Raw genomic sequence first — 22,430 nt, forward strand, 5'->3', positions numbered from 1 at the left:
CACGCGACCCGGCCCACCGGGCCCCCGTCCGCCGACCACACCCCTCATCACCCAGGGAGCCACCATGTCCACCGCCACCCTCACCGGCGTCTGCCCCGAGTGCGAGACCGACCTGACCGTGCCCCCGATGGTCCAGGGCGAGACCCTCTCCTGCCCCGAGTGCATGCTCACCCTCCGCGTCGAGGACGTGCGGGACGGCACGCTCGCCCTGGAGATGGTCGAAGTCCAGCTCCGGGACTGGGGCCAGTGAGCGAGAGAGCGACGAGGAGACCGCCCATGGGCGCCACCGTCGCCATCGTCGCGGACCGCATCGGCTGGGAAGAACGCCGGCTGATCGCGGCCGCCCCCGAGGCCGGCCTGACCATCGAGTGGGTGAACGACGAGTCCCTGTGCCTGGGGCACGCGGACGCGCCGTCCCTCACCCGGTACGACGCCGTCCTGATCCGCAGCCGCAGCTACACCCGCGGCGGGCTGATAGCCACCCTGGCCGAGGCCTCCCGGGTGCGCACCCTCAACACGGCCGCGGCCATCCGCGCCTGCGAGAACAAGCTGGAGCTGCGGACCGTCCTGCGCCGGGTCGGCGTCCCCGCCGGGGACTTCCGGCTCGTCCTGTCCCGCCGGGACTTCGCACGCGCCCTGCAGGACGTGCCCCCGCCCCTCGTGCTCAAGCCCGTCTTCGGCGGCATGGGCAAACGCGTCACGCTGATCCGCCACGCCGACACGGCGCAGTCCGTCTACGACTACGTCGAGGACCTCGGGCACGGCTTCGAGCAGGCGTCGCTGGTGGAGCCGTACCTCGACGGCGGCACCTCCGTCCGGTGCTTCGTCGTCGGCCGGGACCTCGTCGCCGCCGCCGAGTTCGCGAGCGCCGGCGAGGACTGGCGCAGCAACGCGGCGCTCGGCAACCAGAGCCGGGCCCTCGACCACGACCCCGACATCACCAAGGTCGTCGACGGGGTGGTGGACGCGCTGGGCGAGGGGATCTACGGCATCGACCTGTTCCAGACCCCGGACGGATACGTCGTCAACGAGGTCAACCACGCCCCCGCCTTCAAGGCCGTCGCCGAGGCGACCGGGACCGACGTCCCGCTGGCCATCATCCGCCACCTGCAGGAGGTACTCACGTGATCCGGGTAGGAGTCGTCGGGGCCTCCGGGCTCGCCGGCGGCGAACTGATCAGGCTGGTCACCCAGCACCCCGACCTGGAGCTGACCTTCCTCGGCGGCTCCTCCCACATCGGCCGCCGCCCCGCCGAGCTGCACCCGGGGCTCCGCCTCGACCTCGGCCTGACCGTGCAGCCCGTCACCGAGGAGGTCGCCGACCTCGTCGACGTCGTCTACCTCGCCACCCCGGCGCCCGTCTCGGCGGAGCTGGCCGGTCTGCTCGCGGACCGCGTCCCGGCCGTCGTGGACCTCAGCGGCGCCTTCCGCATCCGCACGCCGGAGCTGCACGACCGCTGGTACCCGAAGGTGCGGCGGCGCGCCGACCTCGCCGACCGCTTCGTGTACGGCGTGCCCGAACTGATCGGCGACCAGCTCGCCGACGCCGCGCTGATCTCCCTGCCCGGCTGCTACGCCACCGCGATCACCCTGGGCCTCGCGCCGCTCACCCTGGGCCTGGGCCTGGACCTGAAGACCGTGGTGGTGGACGGCAAGAGCGGTTCCAGCGGCGGCGGCCTGCAACTGCGCACCGCCGACCTGCACCCGCTGCGCAACGGCGCCATCGCCCCGTACGCCCCGACCGGGCACCGGCACGCCGCCGAGGTGAGCGACTTCCTGGAGCGGAGCAAGCCCGGCACGATCGGGCACCTGTCGATGTCGGCGTACGGCGTCTCGCACGTGCGCGGGCTGCTCGCCAGCTCGTACGTCTTCACCGACGGGGCCGTCGACCAGCGGGAGCTGCAGCGGGCGTACGTGCGCTTCTACAAGGAACACCGGTTCGTGCGGGTGCGGCGCCACGCCGAGACCCTCATCCCGGTGCCCGACCCGCAGGCGGTGCTCGGCTCCAACTTCTGCGACGTGACCGTCTTGCACGACGAGGAGGGGGGCCGGATCGTCGTCCTGTCCGCCCTCGACAACCTGGTCAAGGGCGCCGCCGGCCAGGCCGTGCAGGCCACGAACCTGCGGTTCGGGCTGGCCGAGGACGCGGGGCTGACGATGCAGCCGGTGATGCCGGCATGAGCGGCTCCCCGGCGGTCCCCACCGTCGTCAAGCTCGGCGGAAGCTGCCTCGACGATCTCGACGGCGCGTGGTGGGACGACCTGGCCCGGCACGGCCGGGACACGCCCCTCGTCCTCGTGCACGGCTGGTCCAGGCCGCTGAAGGAGCTCGACCCGCGCTACCGCGAGCCGTCCGCGATCCTCCGCGACCGGTACGGCAACCAGAGCCGCTGGACCACGCCCGAGGTCGTCGAGGACATCAAGACCGTCAGCGCCCGCCTCGGCGAGGAGGTCCTCGGCCGCCTGGAGCGGCGCGGCATCACCGCCGAGCGGGTGGTCGGCAGTGACGGCCTGCTCGACGCGGGCGAGGCCGAACGCTGGTGGTGGCGGGGCAAGCAGCTCCTCGAACTGGAGAACCTGGTCGGCCCGATCACCGGGGCGGACCCGTCCCGGCTGAAGAACCTCCAGCCCGGCCACGCCTACCTGGTCACCCCCCTGGCCCGCAACGCCGAGGGCCGCGAGGTCAACAGCGACGCCGACCGGGCCGCGGCCGCCGTCGCCGCCGCCACCGGCGCCGCCGACCTCGTCCTGGTCACCGACGTCGCCCACCTGCTGATCGACGGGGAACCCGTGTCCCGGATCACCGCGCGGGCCGCGGCCGCGTTCCGCGACAAGGGCGCCACCGGCGGCATGCGCAAGAAGCTGCGCGCCGCCGGCGAGGCCCTGGACGGCGGGGTGGGCCGGGTCGTCATCGGCAGCGCCCCGGTCTCCGACCTGCTCGCCGGCCGTACCGGAACCACCATCACCCCCACGTGAGGAGTCCCCGCATGGCGCGACCCCGAGTGCTCGTCGTCAACAACGGCACGCTCTCCCTGAAACAGCTCCGCGCGCGCTTCGAACAGCTCGGCTCGGACACCGACGCCGTCGACGTGGCCTCCGCGCCCACCGACGTCGGCGGTCGCTACCAGGCGATCGTGCTGAGCGGCACCAAGGTCCGGGCCTACGACACCGCCTTCTACCAGCCGCTCGTCGACCTCGTCAGGGGGGCGGACGTCCCCGTCTTCGCGATCTGCGGGGGCATGCAGCTCCTCGCCGTGGCCGCGGGCGGGCGCCTGGAGGAAGGGCCGCAGCGCGTCGGCGGCTACGAGGTGCAGGTCGACAAGGAAGAGGCCCTCTTCACCTACGTGAAACCGACCGTGACCGTCTTCCACCGCCACACCCTCTACCTCCAGGAGGCCCCGGAGGGCTTCCGCTCGATCGGCCGCTCCGAGCACGCCCCCGTGGAGTTCCTGCGCTCCGACGACGGGCGGATCTTCGGATCGCAGGCACACCTGGAGTTCCGCAGCGACGGACTGGAGATCCTGCGCGGCTTCGCCCAGCTCTACCGGTGACGATCGCCGCACCCGGACGCACCCTCTCGCTCCCGCCCCCGGGGCGCCGCGAGCGGACGTCGTGAGGACGGCGGTACCCGGCGCTTCGCGCCTGCGCGTCCCCACCGCGTCCGCGCGCCCCTACGGCACCTACCCGAACCCCCTTACGTACTGGAGGACTCGACCATGAGCGTCGTGGAAAGCACCCGGCCGCCCGCCTTCACCGTGCACCTGAACGGCAGCGGCGGGTCCGTCAAGGGCTGGGTGGTCGTCGACTCGCTCGTCGACGGCCTGGCGATGGGCGGCACCCGCATGACCACCGGGGTCACCGAGGAGGAGGTGGCCGGCCTGGCACGCGACATGACCGACAAGTTCACGCTCGCGGGGCTGCGCATCGGCGGCGCCAAGGCCGGCATCGTCTCCGACGGCAGCGACCGCGAGGAAACCTTCCGCACCTTCGGCCGCACCGTCAAGCCGCTGCTGCACGGCGGCATCCACCTCGGCATCGACATGGGCGTCACCCCCGCCGACCGGGCCGTCTTCTTCGCCGAGGCCGGCTACGACCCGCGGTACCGGCTCGGCGCCCCCGACATGCCGATCGACTGGCGCACGTACTACGAGCCGCTGATCGACTGCACCGGGCACGGCGTCGCCGTGGCCGCGCTCACCGCCCTGGAGGCGAGCGGTCGCACGGACCCGGCCAGGGTCGTGGTGCAGGGGTTCGGCGCGGTGGGCCGGGCGGTCGCCCGGTTCCTGGAGGACAACGGGCACGTCGTCGTGGGCGTCGCCGACGTCCAGGGCACCATCAGCGCGGAGCGGCTGCCCGTCGCCGACCTGGTCGCCGTCACCGACGAGTTCGGGCGGATCGACCGCTCGCGCCTGCCGCAGCACGTGACCCTGTCGTCCGAGCCGGACGCCTGGCTCGACGTCGACGCGGACGTACTCGTCCTCGCCGCGCAGAAGTACGCGCTCACCGCCGACAACGCGCACCGCCTGCGCGCCGGCCTGGTCGTCGAGGGCGCCAACCTGGCGTCCAGCGCCGAGGCGAAGGAGAAGGTGGCGGCCTCGGGCGGCGTCCTGGTCCCCGGCGTCATCGCGAACATCGGCGGCGCCGCGTCGGCCGCCCTGGCCGTCACCCGGGTCGTCCCCTTCGACCTGCCCTCGGAGCGCCGCAAGGCGTGGGTCTTCGACTGGGTCGGCGACCGGGTGCGGCACAACACCCGGGACCTGCTGGAGATCGCCGCCGGACGGGCGGGCGACCCGCTGCCGGAGCTGCTCGCGGCCCGCCGCAAGGACCTCCTGCGATGACGCCGACGACGACGGCCCTCCTGGCCACCGCATCGGCCGCGGACCGCATGGCCGAGTACCGGCGCCGCGGCTGGTGGCGGGACGAGACGTTCCTCGACGACCTGCGCCGCCAGGCCCGCGAGCAGCCCCGCAAGCTGGCCATCGCCGGGCGCCGCCTGGACGAGGCCCGTACGGACACCCTCGACTACGCCGAACTGTCCCGACTGACCGACCGGTTCGCCGGCGCGCTGCTCGAACTGGGCGTGGAGCGGGGCGACGTCGTCGCCGTCCAGCTCCCCAACCGGTGGGAGATGGTGCCGCTGATGTTCGCCTGCATGGCGACCGGCGCGGTCATCTGCCCCATCGCCCCGGTCTGCCAGGAGGAGGAGCTGCGCCACCGCCTCGCGCTCACCGAGGCCCGGGTGTGCGTCACCGTGCCGGAGTGGGACGGCTACCCGCTGGCCGAGACCGTCGGCGCGCTCCGCTCCGAGCTGCCGCTGGAGCACCTGGTGGTGGTCGGCGGCCACGGTCCCGAGGGGGCGGTGGACTTCCACGACCACTTCGTCACCCCGCACTGGGAGAAGCAGCTCATGGGCGACCTGGAGGGCCGCCAGCTTCGGCCCGACGAGCCGTTCGTGGTGCTGTTCACGTCGGGGACGACCGGTTTCTCCAAGGGCGTGGTGCACAGCCAGAACACCGTCCACTCCGGTGTGCGCGGCTACGTGGACACCTTCCTGCTCCACGACGACCTGGTCGCCGCGGTCACCACCCCGCTGGTGCACTACTCCGGCTTCGGCCAGGGCGTGCTCGCCGGGGTGATGCTGGGCGGGACGATCGCCTTTCAGGACGGCCAGGACTACGGGGGCTTGCTGGACCTGGTCGAGCGGTACGGCGCGACCCTGCTGTACGGGCCGCCGCCGACGCTCTCCGGCATCGCCGCCGCGCAGCAGGCGGACCCGCACGACGTGTCCAGCCTGCGCCACACGGTCACCGGCGCGGCGCCCGTGCTGCAGGAGCTGGTGGACGAGCTGCGCGAGACGTTCGGCGCCCGTACGTACTCGGTGTGGGGCATGTCCGAGTTCGGTCCCGTCACCATCAGCCGCCTCGACTACAACCAGGACTGGGCGGCGCACAGCCACGGGCGGCCGATCGACTCCATGGAGATCCGCATCGACCTGTGCCACGACCCGTCCAAGCGGGCCTCGGTGGGTCGCCTGCGGGCCCGCGGGGCGTCCCAGGCGCTCGGCTACTACAAGCAGCAGGACGCCTTCGACTCCGAACTGACCGCGGACGGCTGGTTCGACACCGGTGACGTGGCGCGCGAGGACGGCCGCGGCGGCATCCGCATCCTGGGCCGCGCCAAGGACACCATCCTGCGCGACGGGATCGTCGTCCCGATGGCCGAGCTGGAGGCGATCATCTCCCGCCACCCGAAGGTGACCGAGGCCGCCCTCGTCGGTCCGACCGGGCACGTGGACGACCCGATCCTGGCGGTGGCCGTGCCCCGCGGCAACGTACCGCCCACGCTCGACGAGATCCGGGAGCACCTGCGCGCCCACCGGCAGGACGCCCGCTTCCTGCCGGAGCGCCTGGAGGTCGTCGACGCGCTGCCCAAGACCCTGACCGGCAAGGTCCGCAAGGTCGAGCTCCGCCAGCGCTACGGCGCCTGACCGCCGCGTCCCCCCGCTCCCCGCCGCCCCGACCCCCTGGAGGAACACCATGTCCGAACCCGCGCCGGTGACCATGTCGGCGACCCTCGCCGCCGACGAGGCGCTGGCCCGCCGGCGCGACGCCGGGGAGCAGGTCCTGTCCCTGGCGAGCGGGGAGATCGGCCTCCCGGTCCTCCCGGAGCTGCGGGAGCGGCTCGCCGCGGCGGCGGGCCAGAACGCCTACGGGCCCGTGGCGGGGAGCCGGGCGCTGCGCACCGCCGCCGCCGGGTACTGGCAGCGGCGGGGGGTGGCCGCGGACCCCGACCTGACGGTGTGCGGGCCGGGGAGCAAGCCGCTGCTGTTCGCGCTGGTGCTGGCGGTCGGCGGCGACGTGGTGGTGCCCGTGCCGAGCTGGGTCAGCTACGCGGCGCAGGCGAGGCTGGCCGGTGCCCGGCCGATCCCCGTCCCCACCCCGCCCGGCGAGGGCGGGGTGCCCGACCCGGAGGCGCTGCGCGAGGCGGTGGCAGCCGCCCGCGCCGCCGGGCGGGACCCGCGGTGCGTGGTGGTCACCCTGCCCGACAACCCCACGGGCACCATCGCGTCACCCGGCACCGTCCGGCGCCTCGCGGAGGCGGCGCGGGACCTGGACCTCGTCATCGTGTCCGACGAGATCTACTGCGACCTGGTCTTCTCCCCCGAGGACCGGGCCGTCTCCCCGGCCGTCGCCGCACCCGAGCGGACGGTGGTCACCACCGGCCTGACCAAGAACCTGGCGCTCGGCGGCTGGCGGACGGGGGTCGCCCGGCTCCCCGACGGACCGCTCGGCCGCGGGGTGCACGGCCGGCTGGTCGCCGTCGCCAGCCAGGTCTGGTCGAGCACCGCGGCCCCCGTGCAGGCCGCCGCCGCGTACGCCTTCGAGGAGCCGCCCGAGGTGGTCGCGCACGTCGCCGCCGCCCGGCGGCTGCACGAGACGGTGGTCCGCGAGGTGGCCGGGCGGTTCGCCGCCGCGGGCGCCGAGCTGGCCCCCGTACGGGCGACCTGCTACCTGTACCCCGACTTCGAGCCGCTCCGGAAGCACCTGGCCGAGACCCACGGCGTCGGGAGCGGGGCCGAGTTGGCCGCGCTGCTGGCAAAGCGGTACGGCGTGGGCCTGCTGCCGGGCAGCGCGTTCGGGGAGGCCGCGCGCTCGCTGCGCGTCCGGGCCGCCACCAGCCGGCTGTACGGCGAGACCGACGCCGAGCGCACCGCCGCCCTCGCCGCCGCCGATCCGCTGGGACTCCCGTGGATCCGGGCGTCGGTGGACCGCGTCACCGAGGTGCTCGACGACCTCGTGCGGTGACCGGCCCCGGCAGGCCGATCCCCTCCCCCGCAGACCCGTCCCTTCCACTCCACAAGGAGAAACCGTGACCGACACGTCCATCCTCTTCGAATGCGAGTACCGAGGGCAGCGGTACGCCGGCCTCGGCCTGCCCGCCCCGGGAGAGCCCCAGACCCTGTACCGGGTGGCCGACGGGCAGTTGCGCGCGGCCCTCGTCGCGGGGGGCGGGCCAAAGGCCCTGCGCGCCGCGGTGGCCGAGGGGACCGAGACGGTCCAGGTGGCCGCCGGCGACCCGGAGGTGCGCTTCCTGCCGCCGCTGCTGCCGACGGCCTCCAACAACGCGCTGATCAACGGCTTCATGGGCACCCACCGGACCAAGTTCGACCGCGACCCCGAGCCCGACGAGGAGTTCACGCCGCCGAACTACTACATCAAGGGCTTCGGGTCCTGGCTGCGCATGCCGGACGAGCCGCTGACCACGCCCGCCGACCCGGTGTGGCTCCTGGAGGAGCCGGAGGTCGCGCTGGTCTACGTCAACGACGACGACGGCGTCCCGCACTACGCGGGCTACACCTTCGGCAACGACCTGAACGACATCGGCCTGCACCTGAAGAACCCGTGGGCGTGGACCCCGTACGCGAAGCTGTGCGAGACCTCCCTCACGCCGTGGCTGTTCCTGGACCGGCCGCCGCGGACCGTGACGGGGCGCGTGGTCATCGAACGGGACGGCGCGACGGCCTGGGAGGGCGGCTTCTCGTGCGGCGCCGACTCCCTGTACCACCGCGTCGAGGACATGACGCAGTACCTGTTCTCGTACCCGGCGCTGCGGCGCCCCGGGCTCGTCAACTACCTGCTGCTGGGCGCGGACAAGGCCAGCTACCACGACGGGTTCCGGATCGAGGACGGCGACCGGATGGTCATCGACGTGTCCAGCCACGGCGTCGTGCTGGCGAACCCCGTCCGCTACGGTCAGGCCGACACGGCCAGGTCGTAGGCGGGTGCGGGCTCCGGTACCGCGGGCGGCGCGTGGAGCGCGGCCGGCGCGTGGAGCGCGGGCGTGCCGGCCGCCTCCCCGGTGCCGGGCCCGCCGGCCCGCCGGACGGCCTCGACGTAGCCGGAGATGGCGTCCCGGCTGCGGACCAGGCACTCGATCCGCTGGGTCATGCGGTCCCGTTCGCGCTCCAGCAGGGCGATCGTCTCCGGCGTGGCGCCGGCGACGTGGATGGCGCGGGGCTGGTTCAGGCAGGGGAGGACCTGCTTGATGACCCGGGTCGGAAGACCCGAGTCGAGCAGTCCCCTGATCTGCAGGACCCGGTCCACGCAGCGCTCGTCGTACTCCCGGTAGCCGTTCGCCGAGCGGCCCGGCACCAACAGCCCCTGCTCCTCGTAGTAGCGCAGCATCCGACGGGGCGTCCCCGTGCGCTCGGACAGCTCACCGATCCGCATGTGACCCACCTCGCAGCCAATCGACTTGACATTCACATCAATGTGAGGGTTAGAGGATAACAAGCATGTCAACGTCTCACACAGAGTTGCCGACCGACTCCCCGTCGGCAACCGAACAGCGGAAACTGCCCCTCTCGCCGCTGCTGGCCCTGGCCACGGCGGCCTTCATGGGAATTCTCACCGAGGCCCTGCCCGCCGGCGTCCTGCCCGAGATGGCTCGCGATCTCTCCGTGAGCGAGTCCGCGGCGGGACAGACGCTGACGATCTACGCGATCGCCACGGGCCTCTCGGCCATCCCCGTCTCCGTGGCGACGGCCGGCTGGCGGCGCAAGCAGCTCCTGCTGCTCGCCGTGGTGACCTTCGCCGTCGCCAACGCGGTCACCGCCGTCTCGTCCAGCTACGCCCTGACCATGGCCTTCCGTCTCGTCGCCGGCGTGGCGGCGGCCGTGGTGTGGGCCGAACTCGTCGGCTACGCCCGCCGGTTGGCGCCCCCGCACCTCCAGGGCCGGGCCATCGCGATCACCATGGCCGGCATCCCGCTGGCCCTCTCCCTGGGCATCCCCGTCGGCACGTTCCTCGGCGGGCTGTTCGGCTGGCGCCTGACCTTCGGCCTGGTGACGGTCGTCTCCGTCCTGCTGGTCGTGTGGATCCTCGCCTCGGTCCCGGACTACCCGGGGCAGCGGCCGGAGAACCGGGAGCCGATCCTGGGCGCCATCAAGCTGCCCGGCGTGGTCGCGGTGCTGTTCGTGGTCGCCGCCTACGTGCTGGCGCACAACATCCTGTACACGTACATCGCCACGTTCCTCGACGACAACGGCATGGGCGAGGCCCGCGACGTCGTGCTGCTGGTCTTCGGCATCGCCTCCATGGTGAGCATCTTCATCACCGGGGCGCTGGTCGACCGCCGCCTGCGCACCCTCACCATCGCCAGCACCGTCCTGTTCCTGGTGGCGTCCGGCATGCTCGCGGTGCTGGCCGACAGCGCCGCCGTGGTCTACGTGGCGATGGTGCTGTGGGGCCTCGGCTGGGGCGGCGTGGCGACGCTGCTGCAGACCGCGGTCACCGACGCGGGCGGCGACCGCGCGCAGGCCCTGCTCGTCACCACGTGGAACTCCTTCATGGCGGCCGGCGGCGCGGTCGGCGGCATCCTGCTCGGCTTCCTCGGCCCGACGTCCTTCCCGTGGAGCGTCCTGGCGCTGCTGGTGCCCGTGCTGCTCGTGGTGGTCGGCGCCAGGTCGCACGGCTTCCCGGCCAAGCGGCCCGGCATGGAATGACGGTGGGCGGCTGACGCGCCACCACCCCGAAAGCTCCGGTCCGGCACCCATTCCCCCGCGTGCCGGACCGGACCCGTTCCCCCGCGGGCGCGGGGGCGGGGATCTGGTTCGCGTACGACGCGGTGGCCGGGTTTCCCCGCGAGCGCAGGACGCGCGTCCGCTTCCCCGGGGAGGCCGGGCGCGCGTCCGCTTCCCCGTGGGGGCGGGGGCGGGAGCGGGCCGGTCCTCACCTCCTCGTCGGTGGGGGCCCGGCCCGTTTTCCCGCGTGCGCGGGCACGGGCACCGGCACGGGTACGGGGGCGGCGCGCGGGAGCGGGGTGCGCGGCGGCCGGGAGAGGCCGGTGTTCTCGTGGGCCGCTTCGCGCTTCCCGTAGGCCGTGGCACGCTTGGTGCGGCCGACCGGCACCGGCGGAGCGGCGGACGGACGACCCTCGGCGTCGCTCGCCGCGGAGGCGGCCGACACGCGCCACGCGGGCCGGGGCCGGGCAGCCGGGGCCAGGGACCGGGGCCCCAGGCATCCGGGAAGCCAAGGACCCGGGAAGCCGGGGGCCGACGAACGGGGAGGGGAGGACGGGCGTGCTGGGCGAGCGCGTACTGCGGGGGCTTCAGCGGTTCAACGACGCCCACCCCTGGGACCACAACGCCCACTACCACCCCTGGATCCTGCGGCAACTGCCCCGGCGGGCCGGGACGGCGCTCGACGCCGGGTGCGGAAGCGGGGACCTGGCCCGCCTGTTGGCCGGGCGCGCCCGGCACGTGGACGGCGTCGACACCGACCCCCGGATCGTCGCCCGGGCGAGGGAGCTGACGCCCTCCGGCGCGCCGGTGACCTTCCACGTCGCCGACGCGCTCACCGGGCCGCCCCACGACGCGTACGACGTCATCACCTGCGTCGCCGCCCTCCACCACCTGCCGTTCACCGAGGCGCTCACCGCCTTCCGGCGGCGCCTCGCGCCCGGCGGGACCCTCGTCGTCGTCGGGCTGTTCCGGGCTCGGACCCTCACCGACCACCTGCTCGGCGCCCTCGCCGTCCCGCTCAACGCCGCCGTCGGCTGGTCGAGGAACAAGGGCCGTGCCGCGCCCCGGCCCGTCGCACCGGCCGCCCGGACCCGGCCGGCGGAGATGTGCTACGACGACATCGTCCGCGAGGCGCGGCGGATCCTGCCCGGGGCGCGGCTGCGGCGGCGGCTGTTCTGGCGGTACACCCTCGTCTGGCGGCACCCCTGACGGGGGCTTCACGACCCCCTCCGGCGAGGCGGGACCCCTCCCCCTCTTGCACGCCCCCGTGAACCGGTCCGCGCACCGTTTCGGCCATTCCCCGTCCGGGACCGGCGGAGCCCTTCCCGCCGGGGCGGTGTCGAACCCGGAGCCCGGGGCACCCGGACACCGGGTCGGGGCTCCCGGCGGACGACACCCGCGTAGTCCGATTCAGGCAATCTGAGCGATTAACGGGAAATGTTCTGAATGCGGGGTATCCGTGGAGAAGTGACGTGAGCTCACCCACGGCGGACACCAACCGCCGCACGGGGAGCGGGACATCACCCGCACGGCGCAGCCCAACGAGAAGCACATCTCATATCTGAGATAGCCTTTCGCTATGGCAGACGACTACCTCGTACGCATCGGCAGGCTCATCCGTGACGCCCGGCAGCACCGCGGCTGGACTCAGGCGCAGCTCGCCGAGGCGCTGGCCACGAGCCAGAGCGCCGTGAACCGCATCGAGCGCGGGAACCAGAACATCAGCCTTGAGATGATCGCCCGCATCGGTGAGGCGCTCGACAGTGAGATCGTCTCACTGGGCTACGCGGGCCCCATGCACCTCCGGGTGGTCGGCGGCCGTCGCCTGTCCGGCGCCATCGACGTGAAGACGAGCAAGAACGCGTGCGTGGCGCTGCTCTGCGCCTCGCTGCTGAACAAGGGCCGCACGGTCCTGCGCCGGGTCGCGCGGATCGAGGAGGTCTACCGGCTGCTGGAGGTCCTCAGCTCCATCGGCGTCCGCGCCCGCTGGATCAACGACGGCACGGACCTGGAGATCGTGCCGCCCGCCGAGCTGAACATGGAGGCCATCGACGCGGACGCGGCCCGCCGCACCCGCTCGATCATCATGTTCCTGGGGCCGCTGCTGCACCGCATGCGCTCCTTCAAGCTGCCCTACGCCGGCGGCTGCGACCTCGGTACGCGCACCATCGAGCCGCACATGATCGCCCTGCGCCGCTTCGGCCTCGACATCACCGCCACCGAGGGCCTGTACCACGCCGAGGTCGACCCGGCGGTCTCGCCGGACCGCCCGATCGTCCTGACCGAGCGCGGCGACACGGTCACGGAGAACGCGCTCCTGGCCGCCGCGCGCCACGACGGCACCACCGTCATCCGCAACGCCTCCTCCAACTACATGGTCCAGGACCTGTGCTTCTTCCTGGAGGCCCTCGGCGTCCAGGTGGAGGGCATCGGCACGACGACCCTCACCGTGCACGGCGTCCCGCACATCGACACGGACGTCGACTACTCGCCCTCCGAGGACCCGGTCGAGGCGATGAGCCTGCTGGCCGCCGCGGTCGTCACCGAGTCGGAGCTGACGATCCGCCGCGTGCCGATCGAGTTCCTGGAGATCGAGCTGGCGGTCCTGGAGGAGATGGGCCTCGATCACGACCGCTCCACCGAGTACACCGCGGACAACGGCCGTACGCGGCTGGTGGACCTGACCGTGCGGCCCTCCAAGCTGGAGGCCCCCATCGACAAGATCCACCCCATGCCGTTCCCCGGCCTGAACATCGACAACGTGCCGTTCTTCGCGGCCATCGCCGCGTCCGCGCAGGGCCAGACCCTCATCCACGACTGGGTCTACGACAACCGCGCCATCTACCTGACCGACCTCAACCGGCTCGGCGGACGCCTCCAGCTCCTCGACCCGCACCGCGTCCTCGTCGAGGGCCCCACCCGCTGGCGCGCCGCCGAGATGATGTGCCCCCCGGCCCTGCGCCCCGCGGTGGTGGTCCTCCTGGCCATGATGGCCGCCGAGGGCACGTCCGTCCTGCGCAACGTGTACGTCATCAACCGCGGCTACGAGGACCTCGCCGAACGCCTCAACTCGGTGGGCGCCCAGATCGAGACCTTCCGCGACATCTGACCGGCGGACGCCGCCGCCCCCGTCCTGACCCGCTGTTCAGCGGGTCAGGACGGGGGCGGCGGCATCTTTGGGAGTTTTCTGGGAGTTTGGACCTTCGGCGGGCTACGAGTCGCAGTCCACGGGGCTCTGTCGCCCGGCTACGCGAAGATCGCGTAGCCGGGCGGCACCGCCCCGTGCGCCCGCGCGGGGCAGGACGTGCGAGTACTTCCGCAGCGTGAATCCAGGATCGGAGTGCCCCAGCCAGCGCGCCAGGGAGACGACCGATTCACCGGCCTCCAATTCCTCGGAGGCGTAGAAGTGGCGCAGGACGTGGAAGCCGTGCTCCCGGGACGGCTCCCACACGCGAGTACCGTCGGCGCTACCTTCCTCCAGCGGAGCGATCACGCCCGCCGTGGCCAGCGCGGGCTTCCACACGTAGGAGTTGAAATAGTTCCGGTTGATGGGCTTCTGCTCGCGTCCCGTCACCAGGAGGCTGTAGGTCCTCGGCCGACGGTGTTTGGCCTCCACCGGCGTCTCGGCAGGACGCGGGTCGTCCCAGGGCAGCGTGACGGGCACCGGCGCGAACTGCTCCATATGCTGCTGGATGGCCCGGGCCACGCTGGACGGCAGCGGCGCGTCCCGGACCTTGCGGCCCTTGGGAAGCGCGAAACACAGCTTCGCCCGCACCATCTTGACCTGCCGCCGAACGCGGACGACTTCCTTGACAAAGTCGATGTCCTCCAGGGCAAGCCCGAATGCCCCGCCCTGTTGAAGCCCAAGGCCCGCACCGATCACGACGAGGAGCCGGTAGCGGTTTGACAGTGAGGCTTTTCCATCATCGGTCTGAGCTGATCAGACGAAGGGTGAGAATGGCCTGGACGAGGTTGGTGATGCGGGTGGTCGAGCATCGGAGCTTGCGGAGGAGGCACCAGGACTTGAGGGTGGCCATGGCCTGCTCGACGAGGGCGCGGGTCTTCGCGTGGGACCGGTTCACCGCCTGCTGACCGGTGGACAGGGTCTCCCAGCGTCCCCAGCACGGGGTAGGGACCGTGCCGCCGGCACCCCGATAGCCCTTGTCGGCCCAGCAGGTGATGCCGGCCCCGGCGAGGGCGTCAATGATGCCGTGTTCGCGAGCCGCACGGACGTCGTGGACAGCGCCGGGCAAGGCCGGTGAGGCCCACAGCAGTCGACCGAAGGGATCGGCGAGGGTCTGCACGCTCATCCCGTGCCTCTTGTGTTTCCCTGGGCAGAACGGCCGGTCCGTGGCGATCCGGTCGATCGGAAGCAGCGTTCCGTCCAGCAGCACGAACGCCTTCGCCGATGCTGTCCGGACCGCCTCCGCAAGACTCGGTGCGAGAGCGGTCAGGACCTCGACGGCCTCGGTGATGTACCGGTAGGCCGTCGTGGTCCCGATGCCGAACCCGGCTGCGAGCTGGGCGTACGGGTGGCCGTTGCGAAGGTGGGCGAGGGTGAGCAGAGCCTGCCGGCCCGGGTTCAGACGCCGCCACCGGGTGCCGAGCTCCCGGCGGTGCCGGCTGAGCTTGGCGGACAAGAAGCGCAGGGCAGAACTGGACGCGTCGACACCGGACGGGTGGACAAGCACTCGAAGCCTCTGGTGGAGACAGATTTCTTGGTCGAAAACCCATCTACCAGGGGCTTCACCTGTCTGTCACCCCAACTGCCCCTCTGACTTGACAGGTTGGAAGAGCTCACTGCGACCACCGATTACGGAACAGAACTGAACGATTCACAGTCCCACTCAGGGTGACAGGTACTGGATGAGTTGCCGGAGTTTGCTACTGGAGACGTGCATTGTGTAAGGGAGGTAGACAACTTCGACGCCGACCGCAGCAAAGTCGCGTTCCCATCGAGCACCGCGAGGAGTGCCCTTCCAGTCATCGCCTTTGAACAGGCGATGGAAGCCGACCTGCTGCCAGGCTTCCATCTTCTCGAGAGTGTTGTCGACAACGACAGCGTCAACACATTTAATCGAACTCACGATCTCCATTCGCTCTAGGAGCGGCATAACTGGGGTGTGTCCCTTGTGACTGGCGACCTCATCGGTGAGTACGCCCGCGACGAGATGGTCACATTGAGCTCGTGCGTTCTTGAGAAGGTTGAGGTGACCTATGTGGAAGAGGTCGAAGACGCCTGACGCGTAGCCGATGATGTGGGACACGGTCCTCCTAAGGCGGTGATCTCGCCCGGATGCACAGGTCGTCGAGATCATAAGTGATTCTCTTTCACCCCGGCCTTCCAGGGTGAAGCATTGGTCAGTGATTGGAGTGAGTAGACGGGGCCAGGCCAGGCCAGCCCGGGAGGGACTCCCCCGGGCCGACCAGCAGCTGTTGGGTCAGGGCAGGTTCGCTGTCACGATCAGCTGACAGCCCAGCCGAATGCCCCGCCCTCGGCCGGGAAGCCGTTCCGGCCAGGCACATAGCTGGTCGGCGCACTGAAAGTGCCGATGCGGCCGCCGGTTGCGTTGCTCCAGGGCAGGGCGTAGGCGGCACCGTACGGCGCGGTGTTGGGCACACCGATGTAGAGGCTGGTGACCGTGGCGCCGAGGTGGCTGCCGACAGCGTGGCCGGCCGTCGGGGCACCGCCAAGGCCAGAGGTGTCGCCGGCCTGGATCCAGTGGTCGCTGGCCCCGGGGGCGCCGAAGGGGTAGAAGGTCTGGATCGCGCCCGCGTCCGCAGTGGTACCGATGTTCTTGCCCGGGATACCGACGGCGAGGACGAGGTTCTGAGCCGAACCGGTCGCGTTGGGGTTGAGGTTGGTGAGGGCTAGGCTCTGGCCGAACCGGTCGCCGGTCTCGAGCTCGCCGTCCACGTTGGCAACCTCGGCGTTGATGCTTGCAGCCTGAGTGACCGCTCCGGCCTCGGTGACGCGGAAGGTCTGGACGGTGCCTGCCTGGGCAACGTTGTTGGTGCCCGCAGCCAGTCCCTCACCGGGGGATCCCACAGCGAAAACCGTGTCGGTGGGTGCCGCCGCTCCGTCGGGTGTGTAGGCAACGGCTGCCAGGGAGGAGCCGAATTGGTCTTCTGCTTCGGCTGCGCCGCTCACGATACCGTTCCCCTGGAGAAGCCCCACGATTGGGGTCGGTACGTTGTCGGCATTCAGGTTGTGCGCGAGCACCTGGACATGGCCGGCGTTGGTCATGGTGCCACTGGCCTCACCGGGGGCGCCTATGACGATGTGGTTCGCCGAGGCGGCGATGGAGGATCCGAACAAGTCGCTGGTCTCGGCGTCGCCAGCCATGCCTGGTGTGTTCTGGTGGATAGTGACGTTGGTGCTGCCGCGCAGGTAGTGGGCGACGCCAGCATCCACGATGGTGCCGAGTTCTTCGCCTGGTACGCCGATCACTAGGTACGGTTCGCCCTGGGTAGTGTGGCCGGCGGCGATGGTCTGGCCAAACATGTCACCTGCTTCTGGAGCCGACGCCCTGATCGCTCCCTCGCCCGTGCCCTGCCTGAGAACCAGGGCTGCCGCGCCGGTGATCAGGCCGTCCGGGGCACCGTAGATGATGTTGACCCAGCCGGCGTCCGTCTCGACACCGATATCCTCGGCCGGGACGCCCACGACGAGGTCGGTGTAGCCGTCACTATTGTGGTCGAAGGTCGCCAGGCTCTCGCCGTACCGGTCGCCAGGCTGTGCGGAGCCAGGGATGGCAGGGAGGTCCTGGTGGAGTACGGCGGTGCCCTTGCCGCCGCCATAGACTACGCGTATGGCACCGGCGTCGGGGTTGCCGCCGACAGCCGCCTTAGGATCACCGATGACGGTGTCCTCCGCGCCGTCGCCGTTGAAGTCCGTGACCCGCGTCGGCTGGGCCTCGCCGAGCTGGAGCCGCGGCGTAGCGGCACCCTCGTAGGTGATGGTTTCGCCGACGCTCTTTAGCATCGCTTCAAGATGAGCGATGGTCTTGCCAGGGTACGTATGCCTCAGCACTGCGAGTGCCCCGGTGACGTGGGGGGCAGCCATGGAGGTGCCGTTCTTCGAGGCGTAGGAGCCGCCAGGAACGGAGGAGACGATACTCGTGCCCGGCGCAAGCAGGTCGATCAGCGGGCCGCGGTTCGTGAACGTGGACAGCTGGTCGTCGTCGGTAGTGGAACCCACCGTAATGGCGGAGGATACACAGCCGGGGGCGTTGACCGCGTCGGTGTAACCGTTGTTGCCGGACGCGACGACGGTGGCGACACCCTCGGCGAGCAGGTTGTCAATGATCGTCTTGCGGAGGTCGCTGAAGCATGCGCTAGACCATCGTCCACCACCGAGCGACATGTTCGCCGCGATGACGTTGGATCCAGCCTTCTTCAGCGCGTACACCCTCTCCAGACCCTTGATCTGGCTGCTGGTGAAGCTAAGCACGCACGGACTGTTGCCCGCCCCGCAGTAGGTTTCAGAGTCGACCTTGGAAAAAACCTGAATGGCGATAATGTCCGCTTCAGGAGCAACACCTCGCACGGGTGCCCCGCTGATGCCGGCTCCATTGCCGGCCGCGATGCCAGCGACGTGGGTCCCGTGGGAGCACGCGGAACCCAGGGTGGCACATTGGCCGCTCTCGACGTCGGCGCTGCCGGTACCTTCCTGCTGTTCGGAGCCGTTGGAGCACAGGCTGGTGGCCCCGTAGGTCTCGTCATTGACGGAGAAGCACGCCTCGGTCTTGACGCGTGCGCCGAGAAAAGGGTGTTTCGTGGCGACGCCGGTGTCGAGGATTGCAATGCTGATGCCAGCGCCGGTTTTGCCGGCGGCGGCGGTCTTGTCGCTACCGATCTTGACAGTGGACTCGTTCAGCGTAGGTGCGACGGGGACGTCCTCGGTGACGCTGATGACGCCGGGACTGCGGTTCAGGCTCTCGAGGCCCGCCCTGTCCACGCGGAGGGTGACCATCGGCAGGGTGTCATAGGTGACGAGGGTATCGCCCGCTTCGGAAACGGACGCCAGGTCCGTCTGCTGGTCCGTGACGACATTGACGCGGACGGTGCCGCCGTCCTGGGTGTCATCGAACAGCGGCGGGTCGACCGGGCCGCCCTCTCCAGCAGAGGCAGAGGCGATTCCGGATAAGGGGTTGCTGCCCACTGGTATCACGGCGATCACCATGGCTGCTGCGGCGGCGACCAAGCCGCTTATGCGTTTCTTCACTTACTGCTCCATGAACATATGGCAGTGCGGGATCGCACGAGGAAAGAAGAATGTTCGGCGGCGATGAGTTCTGGCCGCAAAGGGTGGCTCCGGCGGCCGCTGCGGGGTTAAGAGGCGCGGCTGCCTGGGTCCGTGATCGAAGTGACGAGAGACATCCTCGTCATCACGGCTACGGCAGTTCGTTCAGCCGTTCTGCACACTGAAATGCCTCAGAAATCAGAAGAACATCGTGACTCAGCCAGCGAGTAGGCAGTCCCCGCTCGAATCGCAGTGATGTGCAGGTGCGAGGCGAAGCAACCGGTGTGACGTGCGGGCTGGTCGGAGAGGTTAGGGTCGGGGGCGGAAAGATCCCGCCCCCGACCCCGTCATGCCTTGGTGTACCCGGCCCGGCGCGTGCGCGGTGGGCTGTCGGGAGGAGCTGACGCCCTTATGTCGCGTCAGCGCCGGTCTTCGGCTGGCCGCCCCACTTCTTGTTGCTCACGGCCTTGTAGTAGGCATACGCGAAGCTGTTGCATGCTGGCCGCCTGGTGATGAAGTAGGCCTTGCAGCTATAGGTCTTCATCGTGGTGTGGAAGGCATTCTCGACGTTCGTCTTCTTGCTCCGGTCGAGGTAGTACCTGTAGCCCTTGTACGTGTTGCCGATGAGACCGTAGCCGTAGTCGTGCATGTCGCACGCGACCCGGAAGTTGAAGCCACCCGGCCTGCTGATGTTGGGACCAGGCGTGCTGCAACCGTCGTAGTTGATGCCCACGACTCGGTGTTTGGTCGGCGTCACCTTGAAGTACGGGCGGTGCCATCCGTAGTGCGCGGCCCATGCCGCACAGTTCGACTTGAGGTACCACAGCCAGTCCGTCGCGGCGGAGCAGTGGCGAGGGTAGGCCTGCGGGTCGGTGATTTCTCCGTCGGTGAAGTCCGTCGGCAACGGGCCGCCAGCGGCAGGGTCGGTGATCCCACCCGCACCCTCGAGCGGCGCGTCCTCAGTCGGACGCTCGGGGCCGACCGGATCGACGTCCGGGGAGGCAGATCCGGCCGGGAACGACAGGTCCCAGTCGCCGTTGGCCGGAGAAGTGACGTCGGAGACCCGTCCAGTGGTGTCGTAGGCGTAGGAGGATACCGCCTCGATTCCCTCCGCCGGGTTGGCCACCGAGCGAAGCAAACCGGAGGTGTCGTAGGAATACCGAGCGAGCGTCTGCACCGTGGCGCCATCGGCGAGCGTGATCTCCCTGACGCGGCCCGCGAACTCCCCAGGGGTCGTGCTGGTGGCCGTTGTGGCAGTCGAGTACTTGACTGCCAGAAGCCGGGACGTGGTTTCCCCGATCTCAGTGTCCTTGACGGCGGCCACCCGGCCCGCAGTGTCATACGTGACGGTGGACAGAGCAGCGTTGGCGACGGTACCCACACCCGTAACGCGCCAGTTGTCGGCTCCGGCCGCTACCTGCTTCCAGGTATAGGTCGGCGTCAGTTGATCAAGGTCACCGGGAACGCCGGCATCAGTGTCAGCGGACAGGTCCTCGTCCGGCACCGACGTGGCCATGTTGACGGTCTCAGTGGCGGTGGACTCCATCGTGCCCGTCGCCTCATTGAACCGAGTGGTCTCGGTGAAGGTGTCGCCCTCGGAAGACGCATACTTCCTGGCCCCACCGCCGTCCGGAAAGTCGAGGCTGCTCTTCAAGGTGTAGGTGACTGCGGCGTTCACAGTGAGGTCGGTGATGACGGCGGTGTCATCCCTCAGCTCCAGCTTGCGGTTGAGCCGACCCCCCACAAACTCGGCCTCCCAACCCGGACCGAAGACCCCCATATCCGTGCGGGACACGGGTGCCGACTCGGGCTTCGAGACACCGTCCGGCTGAACGGCGACGGTGTGACTGCGGCTCATCAGCCCCACTGCCACATCGGTTTCGTAGATCTCGAACGACCGGTCCGCGGTCGAGTACACACCGGGACCGACCTGCTGGACTTCCCCGTCCGCCAGCGGCGGTTCTACCACCGCGGCCCCCGCCGCAGGCGGTATCCCCGCAGGTGTTGCTCTCGCCATCTCCTGTGGGAATAGTAAAGACAAGGACACCACGGCAAACACAGGAAGCGCACGTCTACTGCGCACGAATTCCCCCCTCATGAAGAAGTTGTGACTCATCCGAACGGACGATGTGAACACTAGGTAAAGATCATTCGCCCCACAAGCATTTTCAAGCCGAGCTAGTGGCCACTAGTTGACATTCAGAGATTCAGCGATCCCGTGCTCACAGACATGAGTACGCGTACTCATGCCCCGGTCCGTCCTTCCGCCAGAGGCTGGGTGCATGACACGCATCCATGGCCCCATCCGCCAGTTCACCCGGCCCGGACGTGCTCTCGCAGTGGGCGTCCTCGCCTCCCTGACCCTTGTCGGCTGCGGAACCGACCAACTTGGTAACGACGGCGCACAAGACGGGCCGGACGCGAGCACCGACTCCAAAGCGGGTGTCACATCGCTGTCGGCCGACCAAGCATCGTTCGCGAAGATGCTCGACAGGGTTGCCCAGCCGTGCCCTCCTCCTGGTGGGCCCCCCGTCGCTGCGAAACCGGCCAGTCCGCAGGGGAAGCAAAGCCTTGCCCCCGGTGAGACTCCCCCCACTGACCCGATCGAGCCCGGTGTCCTCCCGGGGCCCGAATCGGTGCTGAACGCCCGCGACTGGTGCGCGAGCGTCCAGCACGAACAGCGCATCATCGAGGCACTGCAGATGGTTTCGTCACCCACCCCCGCAAACGTCCGCAAGGCCCTGAACAGCCTCGGATACATCGACGAGCACATCCACGAACTCACACAGGACGGCAAGACCACGCGCTTCTACCTTGACCTGCGTGAAAACGGCGGTCGACTCTGCGAGGCGGGCACGGCGGCGGGCGAGACAACGGACGTGTCCCCCTGTGTAGCTCCCGCCACCGGAGCATTCGCCGTTGAAGAAGTAGTCGACAGCCACGGTACCGGGTGAAGCCGTTCGCTCTCCCAGAGGGTCCCACTCCCGCTGGCCGAGGTTGTCGTTGATGATGTCTGTGTGACTTACCGCATCAGCGCTCTGATCTCGGCCTTCGGTGTTCTTGTCAGCGTGATGCTGCTCATCGGTGCCGTTCGTGAGTACCGCTCTGGGGCGTCAGCCTTCTGGCTTGTGGCCGGAACGGTGATCTTCCTCAGCGCTTTGTATACGCTCGTGCGGGACGTGCGGGCGGCTCCGCACTGGGCCGACCGCCTGACATCTGAACCGTTCCAACCAGCCCTGCCGGTCGTTGTTCGCGTATGCCGCTGGCTAATGCACAGTGGGCGCGAATCGGGCAGTTACCCCCAGATCGGAGGCTGCGGCGGGGTGGCCGCCCTCACCAAGGCCGCCGAAGCCCGCGCCCGCACCGTCGTCGACGGACCGCAGCCGAAGCAGCCGGCCGCAGATGCGGCCGATGCTGCCAGCCAGTAGCAGCACCACATGACGCGGCCCGATCAGGGCAGGGGAGCAGGCCCCTACCGCTGATGGGGTCTCCGGAGGCCGACCGGACCCGTGGCAGCCCGCATATCCGCGCCGACGCCATCAGAAGTGAAGGGGCACGGTGGAATCCCTCACGCATCCGGCACCCGAACCGACGATGTCCCGGGCGGGGAGTGGCGTCCACTGAACCTCCGCAACTTGAATTCGCAGGTCAAAGAGCAGGTGTGA

General features: G+C 70.1%; 20 protein-coding genes. 14 read left to right on the top strand and 6 right to left on the bottom strand.

The window, feature by feature from the left end:
• Positions 1–64 precede the first annotated feature (64 nt).
• From RND61_RS09320 to RND61_RS09360, 9 genes are all read left to right on the top strand, one after another.
• The gene (locus tag RND61_RS09320; RefSeq protein WP_315877356.1) at positions 65–250 is read left to right on the top strand and encodes a lysine biosynthesis protein LysW; all 186 of its coding nucleotides are present in this window, start codon (positions 65–67) and stop codon (positions 248–250) included.
• A gap of 26 nt (positions 251–276) precedes the next feature.
• On the top strand, positions 277–1,128 hold the full coding sequence (locus tag RND61_RS09325; RefSeq protein WP_315877357.1) for an ATP-grasp domain-containing protein: 852 nt from the start codon (positions 277–279) through the stop codon (positions 1,126–1,128).
• Positions 1,125–2,180 (top strand): N-acetyl-gamma-glutamyl-phosphate reductase, encoded by a 1,056-nt coding sequence (argC, locus tag RND61_RS09330; protein ID WP_315877358.1) that lies wholly within the window; start codon positions 1,125–1,127, stop codon positions 2,178–2,180. The genes RND61_RS09325 and argC overlap by 4 nt, the downstream gene beginning before the upstream one ends.
• Positions 2,177–2,974: an amino acid kinase family protein gene (locus tag RND61_RS09335; RefSeq protein ID WP_315877359.1), complete on the top strand. Its 798-nt coding sequence runs from the start codon at positions 2,177–2,179 to the stop codon at positions 2,972–2,974. The genes argC and RND61_RS09335 overlap by 4 nt, the downstream gene beginning before the upstream one ends.
• A gap of 11 nt (positions 2,975–2,985) precedes the next feature.
• Complete coding sequence (locus tag RND61_RS09340; RefSeq protein ID WP_315877360.1) at positions 2,986–3,549, top strand: type 1 glutamine amidotransferase; 564 nt, start codon at positions 2,986–2,988, stop codon at positions 3,547–3,549.
• 165 nt (positions 3,550–3,714) lie between these two features.
• On the top strand, positions 3,715–4,836 hold the full coding sequence (locus RND61_RS09345) for a Glu/Leu/Phe/Val dehydrogenase dimerization domain-containing protein (RefSeq protein ID WP_315877361.1): 1,122 nt from the start codon (positions 3,715–3,717) through the stop codon (positions 4,834–4,836).
• Complete coding sequence (locus tag RND61_RS09350; RefSeq protein ID WP_315877362.1) at positions 4,833–6,485, top strand: AMP-binding protein; 1,653 nt, start codon at positions 4,833–4,835, stop codon at positions 6,483–6,485. Before RND61_RS09345 ends, RND61_RS09350 begins: the two co-directional genes overlap by 4 nt.
• Before the next feature lie 49 nt (positions 6,486–6,534).
• Positions 6,535–7,803 (top strand): pyridoxal phosphate-dependent aminotransferase, encoded by a 1,269-nt coding sequence (locus RND61_RS09355; RefSeq protein WP_315877363.1) that lies wholly within the window; start codon positions 6,535–6,537, stop codon positions 7,801–7,803.
• Positions 7,804–7,867: 64 nt separating this feature from the next.
• Positions 7,868–8,776 carry a fumarylacetoacetate (FAA) hydrolase gene (locus tag RND61_RS09360; protein WP_315877364.1) on the top strand — a complete coding sequence of 303 codons (909 nt, stop codon included), beginning with the start codon at positions 7,868–7,870 and terminating at the stop codon, positions 8,774–8,776.
• Here the strand turns inward: RND61_RS09360 and RND61_RS09365 are convergent.
• Positions 8,752–9,228, bottom strand: coding sequence for a MerR family transcriptional regulator (locus tag RND61_RS09365; RefSeq protein ID WP_315877365.1), 477 nt, complete (start codon positions 9,226–9,228; stop codon positions 8,752–8,754). The genes RND61_RS09360 and RND61_RS09365 overlap by 25 nt on opposite strands.
• Positions 9,229–9,293: 65 nt before the next feature.
• Here RND61_RS09365 and RND61_RS09370 point away from each other — a divergent pair, with 65 nt between their 5' ends.
• From RND61_RS09370 to RND61_RS09380, 3 genes are all read left to right on the top strand, one after another.
• Complete coding sequence (locus tag RND61_RS09370; protein WP_315877366.1) at positions 9,294–10,502, top strand: MFS transporter; 1,209 nt, start codon at positions 9,294–9,296, stop codon at positions 10,500–10,502.
• A 576-nt stretch (positions 10,503–11,078) separates the two neighbouring features.
• On the top strand, positions 11,079–11,729 hold the full coding sequence (locus tag RND61_RS09375) for a class I SAM-dependent methyltransferase (RefSeq protein WP_315877367.1): 651 nt from the start codon (positions 11,079–11,081) through the stop codon (positions 11,727–11,729).
• A 370-nt stretch (positions 11,730–12,099) separates the two neighbouring features.
• Positions 12,100–13,629, top strand: a complete 1,530-nt coding sequence (locus RND61_RS09380; RefSeq protein ID WP_315877368.1) for a UDP-N-acetylglucosamine 1-carboxyvinyltransferase — start codon at positions 12,100–12,102, stop codon at positions 13,627–13,629.
• Positions 13,630–13,731: 102 nt separating this feature from the next.
• Here the strand turns inward: RND61_RS09380 and RND61_RS09385 are convergent, their stop codons facing one another.
• The 5 genes from RND61_RS09385 to RND61_RS09405 form a co-directional block, all read right to left on the bottom strand.
• On the bottom strand, positions 13,732–14,403 hold the full coding sequence (locus RND61_RS09385; RefSeq protein WP_315877369.1) for a tyrosine-type recombinase/integrase: 672 nt from the start codon (positions 14,401–14,403) through the stop codon (positions 13,732–13,734).
• Positions 14,404–14,443: 40 nt separating this feature from the next.
• The gene (locus tag RND61_RS09390; RefSeq protein WP_315877370.1) at positions 14,444–15,211 is read right to left on the bottom strand and encodes a transposase family protein; all 768 of its coding nucleotides are present in this window, start codon (positions 15,209–15,211) and stop codon (positions 14,444–14,446) included.
• A gap of 156 nt (positions 15,212–15,367) precedes the next feature.
• Positions 15,368–15,838, bottom strand: coding sequence for an adenylyltransferase/cytidyltransferase family protein (locus RND61_RS09395; protein ID WP_391653155.1), 471 nt, complete (start codon positions 15,836–15,838; stop codon positions 15,368–15,370).
• A gap of 146 nt (positions 15,839–15,984) precedes the next feature.
• Positions 15,985–18,747, bottom strand: a complete 2,763-nt coding sequence (locus RND61_RS09400) for a S8 family serine peptidase (protein ID WP_315877372.1) — start codon at positions 18,745–18,747, stop codon at positions 15,985–15,987.
• A 427-nt stretch (positions 18,748–19,174) separates the two neighbouring features.
• Complete coding sequence (locus tag RND61_RS09405) at positions 19,175–20,881, bottom strand: phospholipase A2 (protein WP_315877373.1); 1,707 nt, start codon at positions 20,879–20,881, stop codon at positions 19,175–19,177.
• 166 nt (positions 20,882–21,047) lie between these two features.
• Between RND61_RS09405 and RND61_RS09410 the strand changes: the two genes are divergently transcribed.
• Both RND61_RS09410 and RND61_RS09415 read left to right on the top strand, forming a co-directional pair.
• Positions 21,048–21,719 carry a hypothetical protein gene (locus RND61_RS09410; protein WP_315877374.1) on the top strand — a complete coding sequence of 224 codons (672 nt, stop codon included), beginning with the start codon at positions 21,048–21,050 and terminating at the stop codon, positions 21,717–21,719.
• Between the two features lie 63 nt (positions 21,720–21,782).
• Entirely contained in the window at positions 21,783–22,193 is a 411-nt protein-coding gene (locus RND61_RS09415; RefSeq protein ID WP_315877375.1) for a hypothetical protein, read from the top strand.
• Positions 22,194–22,430: the final 237 nt, after the last annotated feature.

It is taken from the genome of Streptomyces tamarix, assembly GCF_032423885.1.
Lineage (GTDB): Bacteria > Actinomycetota > Actinomycetes > Streptomycetales > Streptomycetaceae > Streptomyces > Streptomyces tamarix.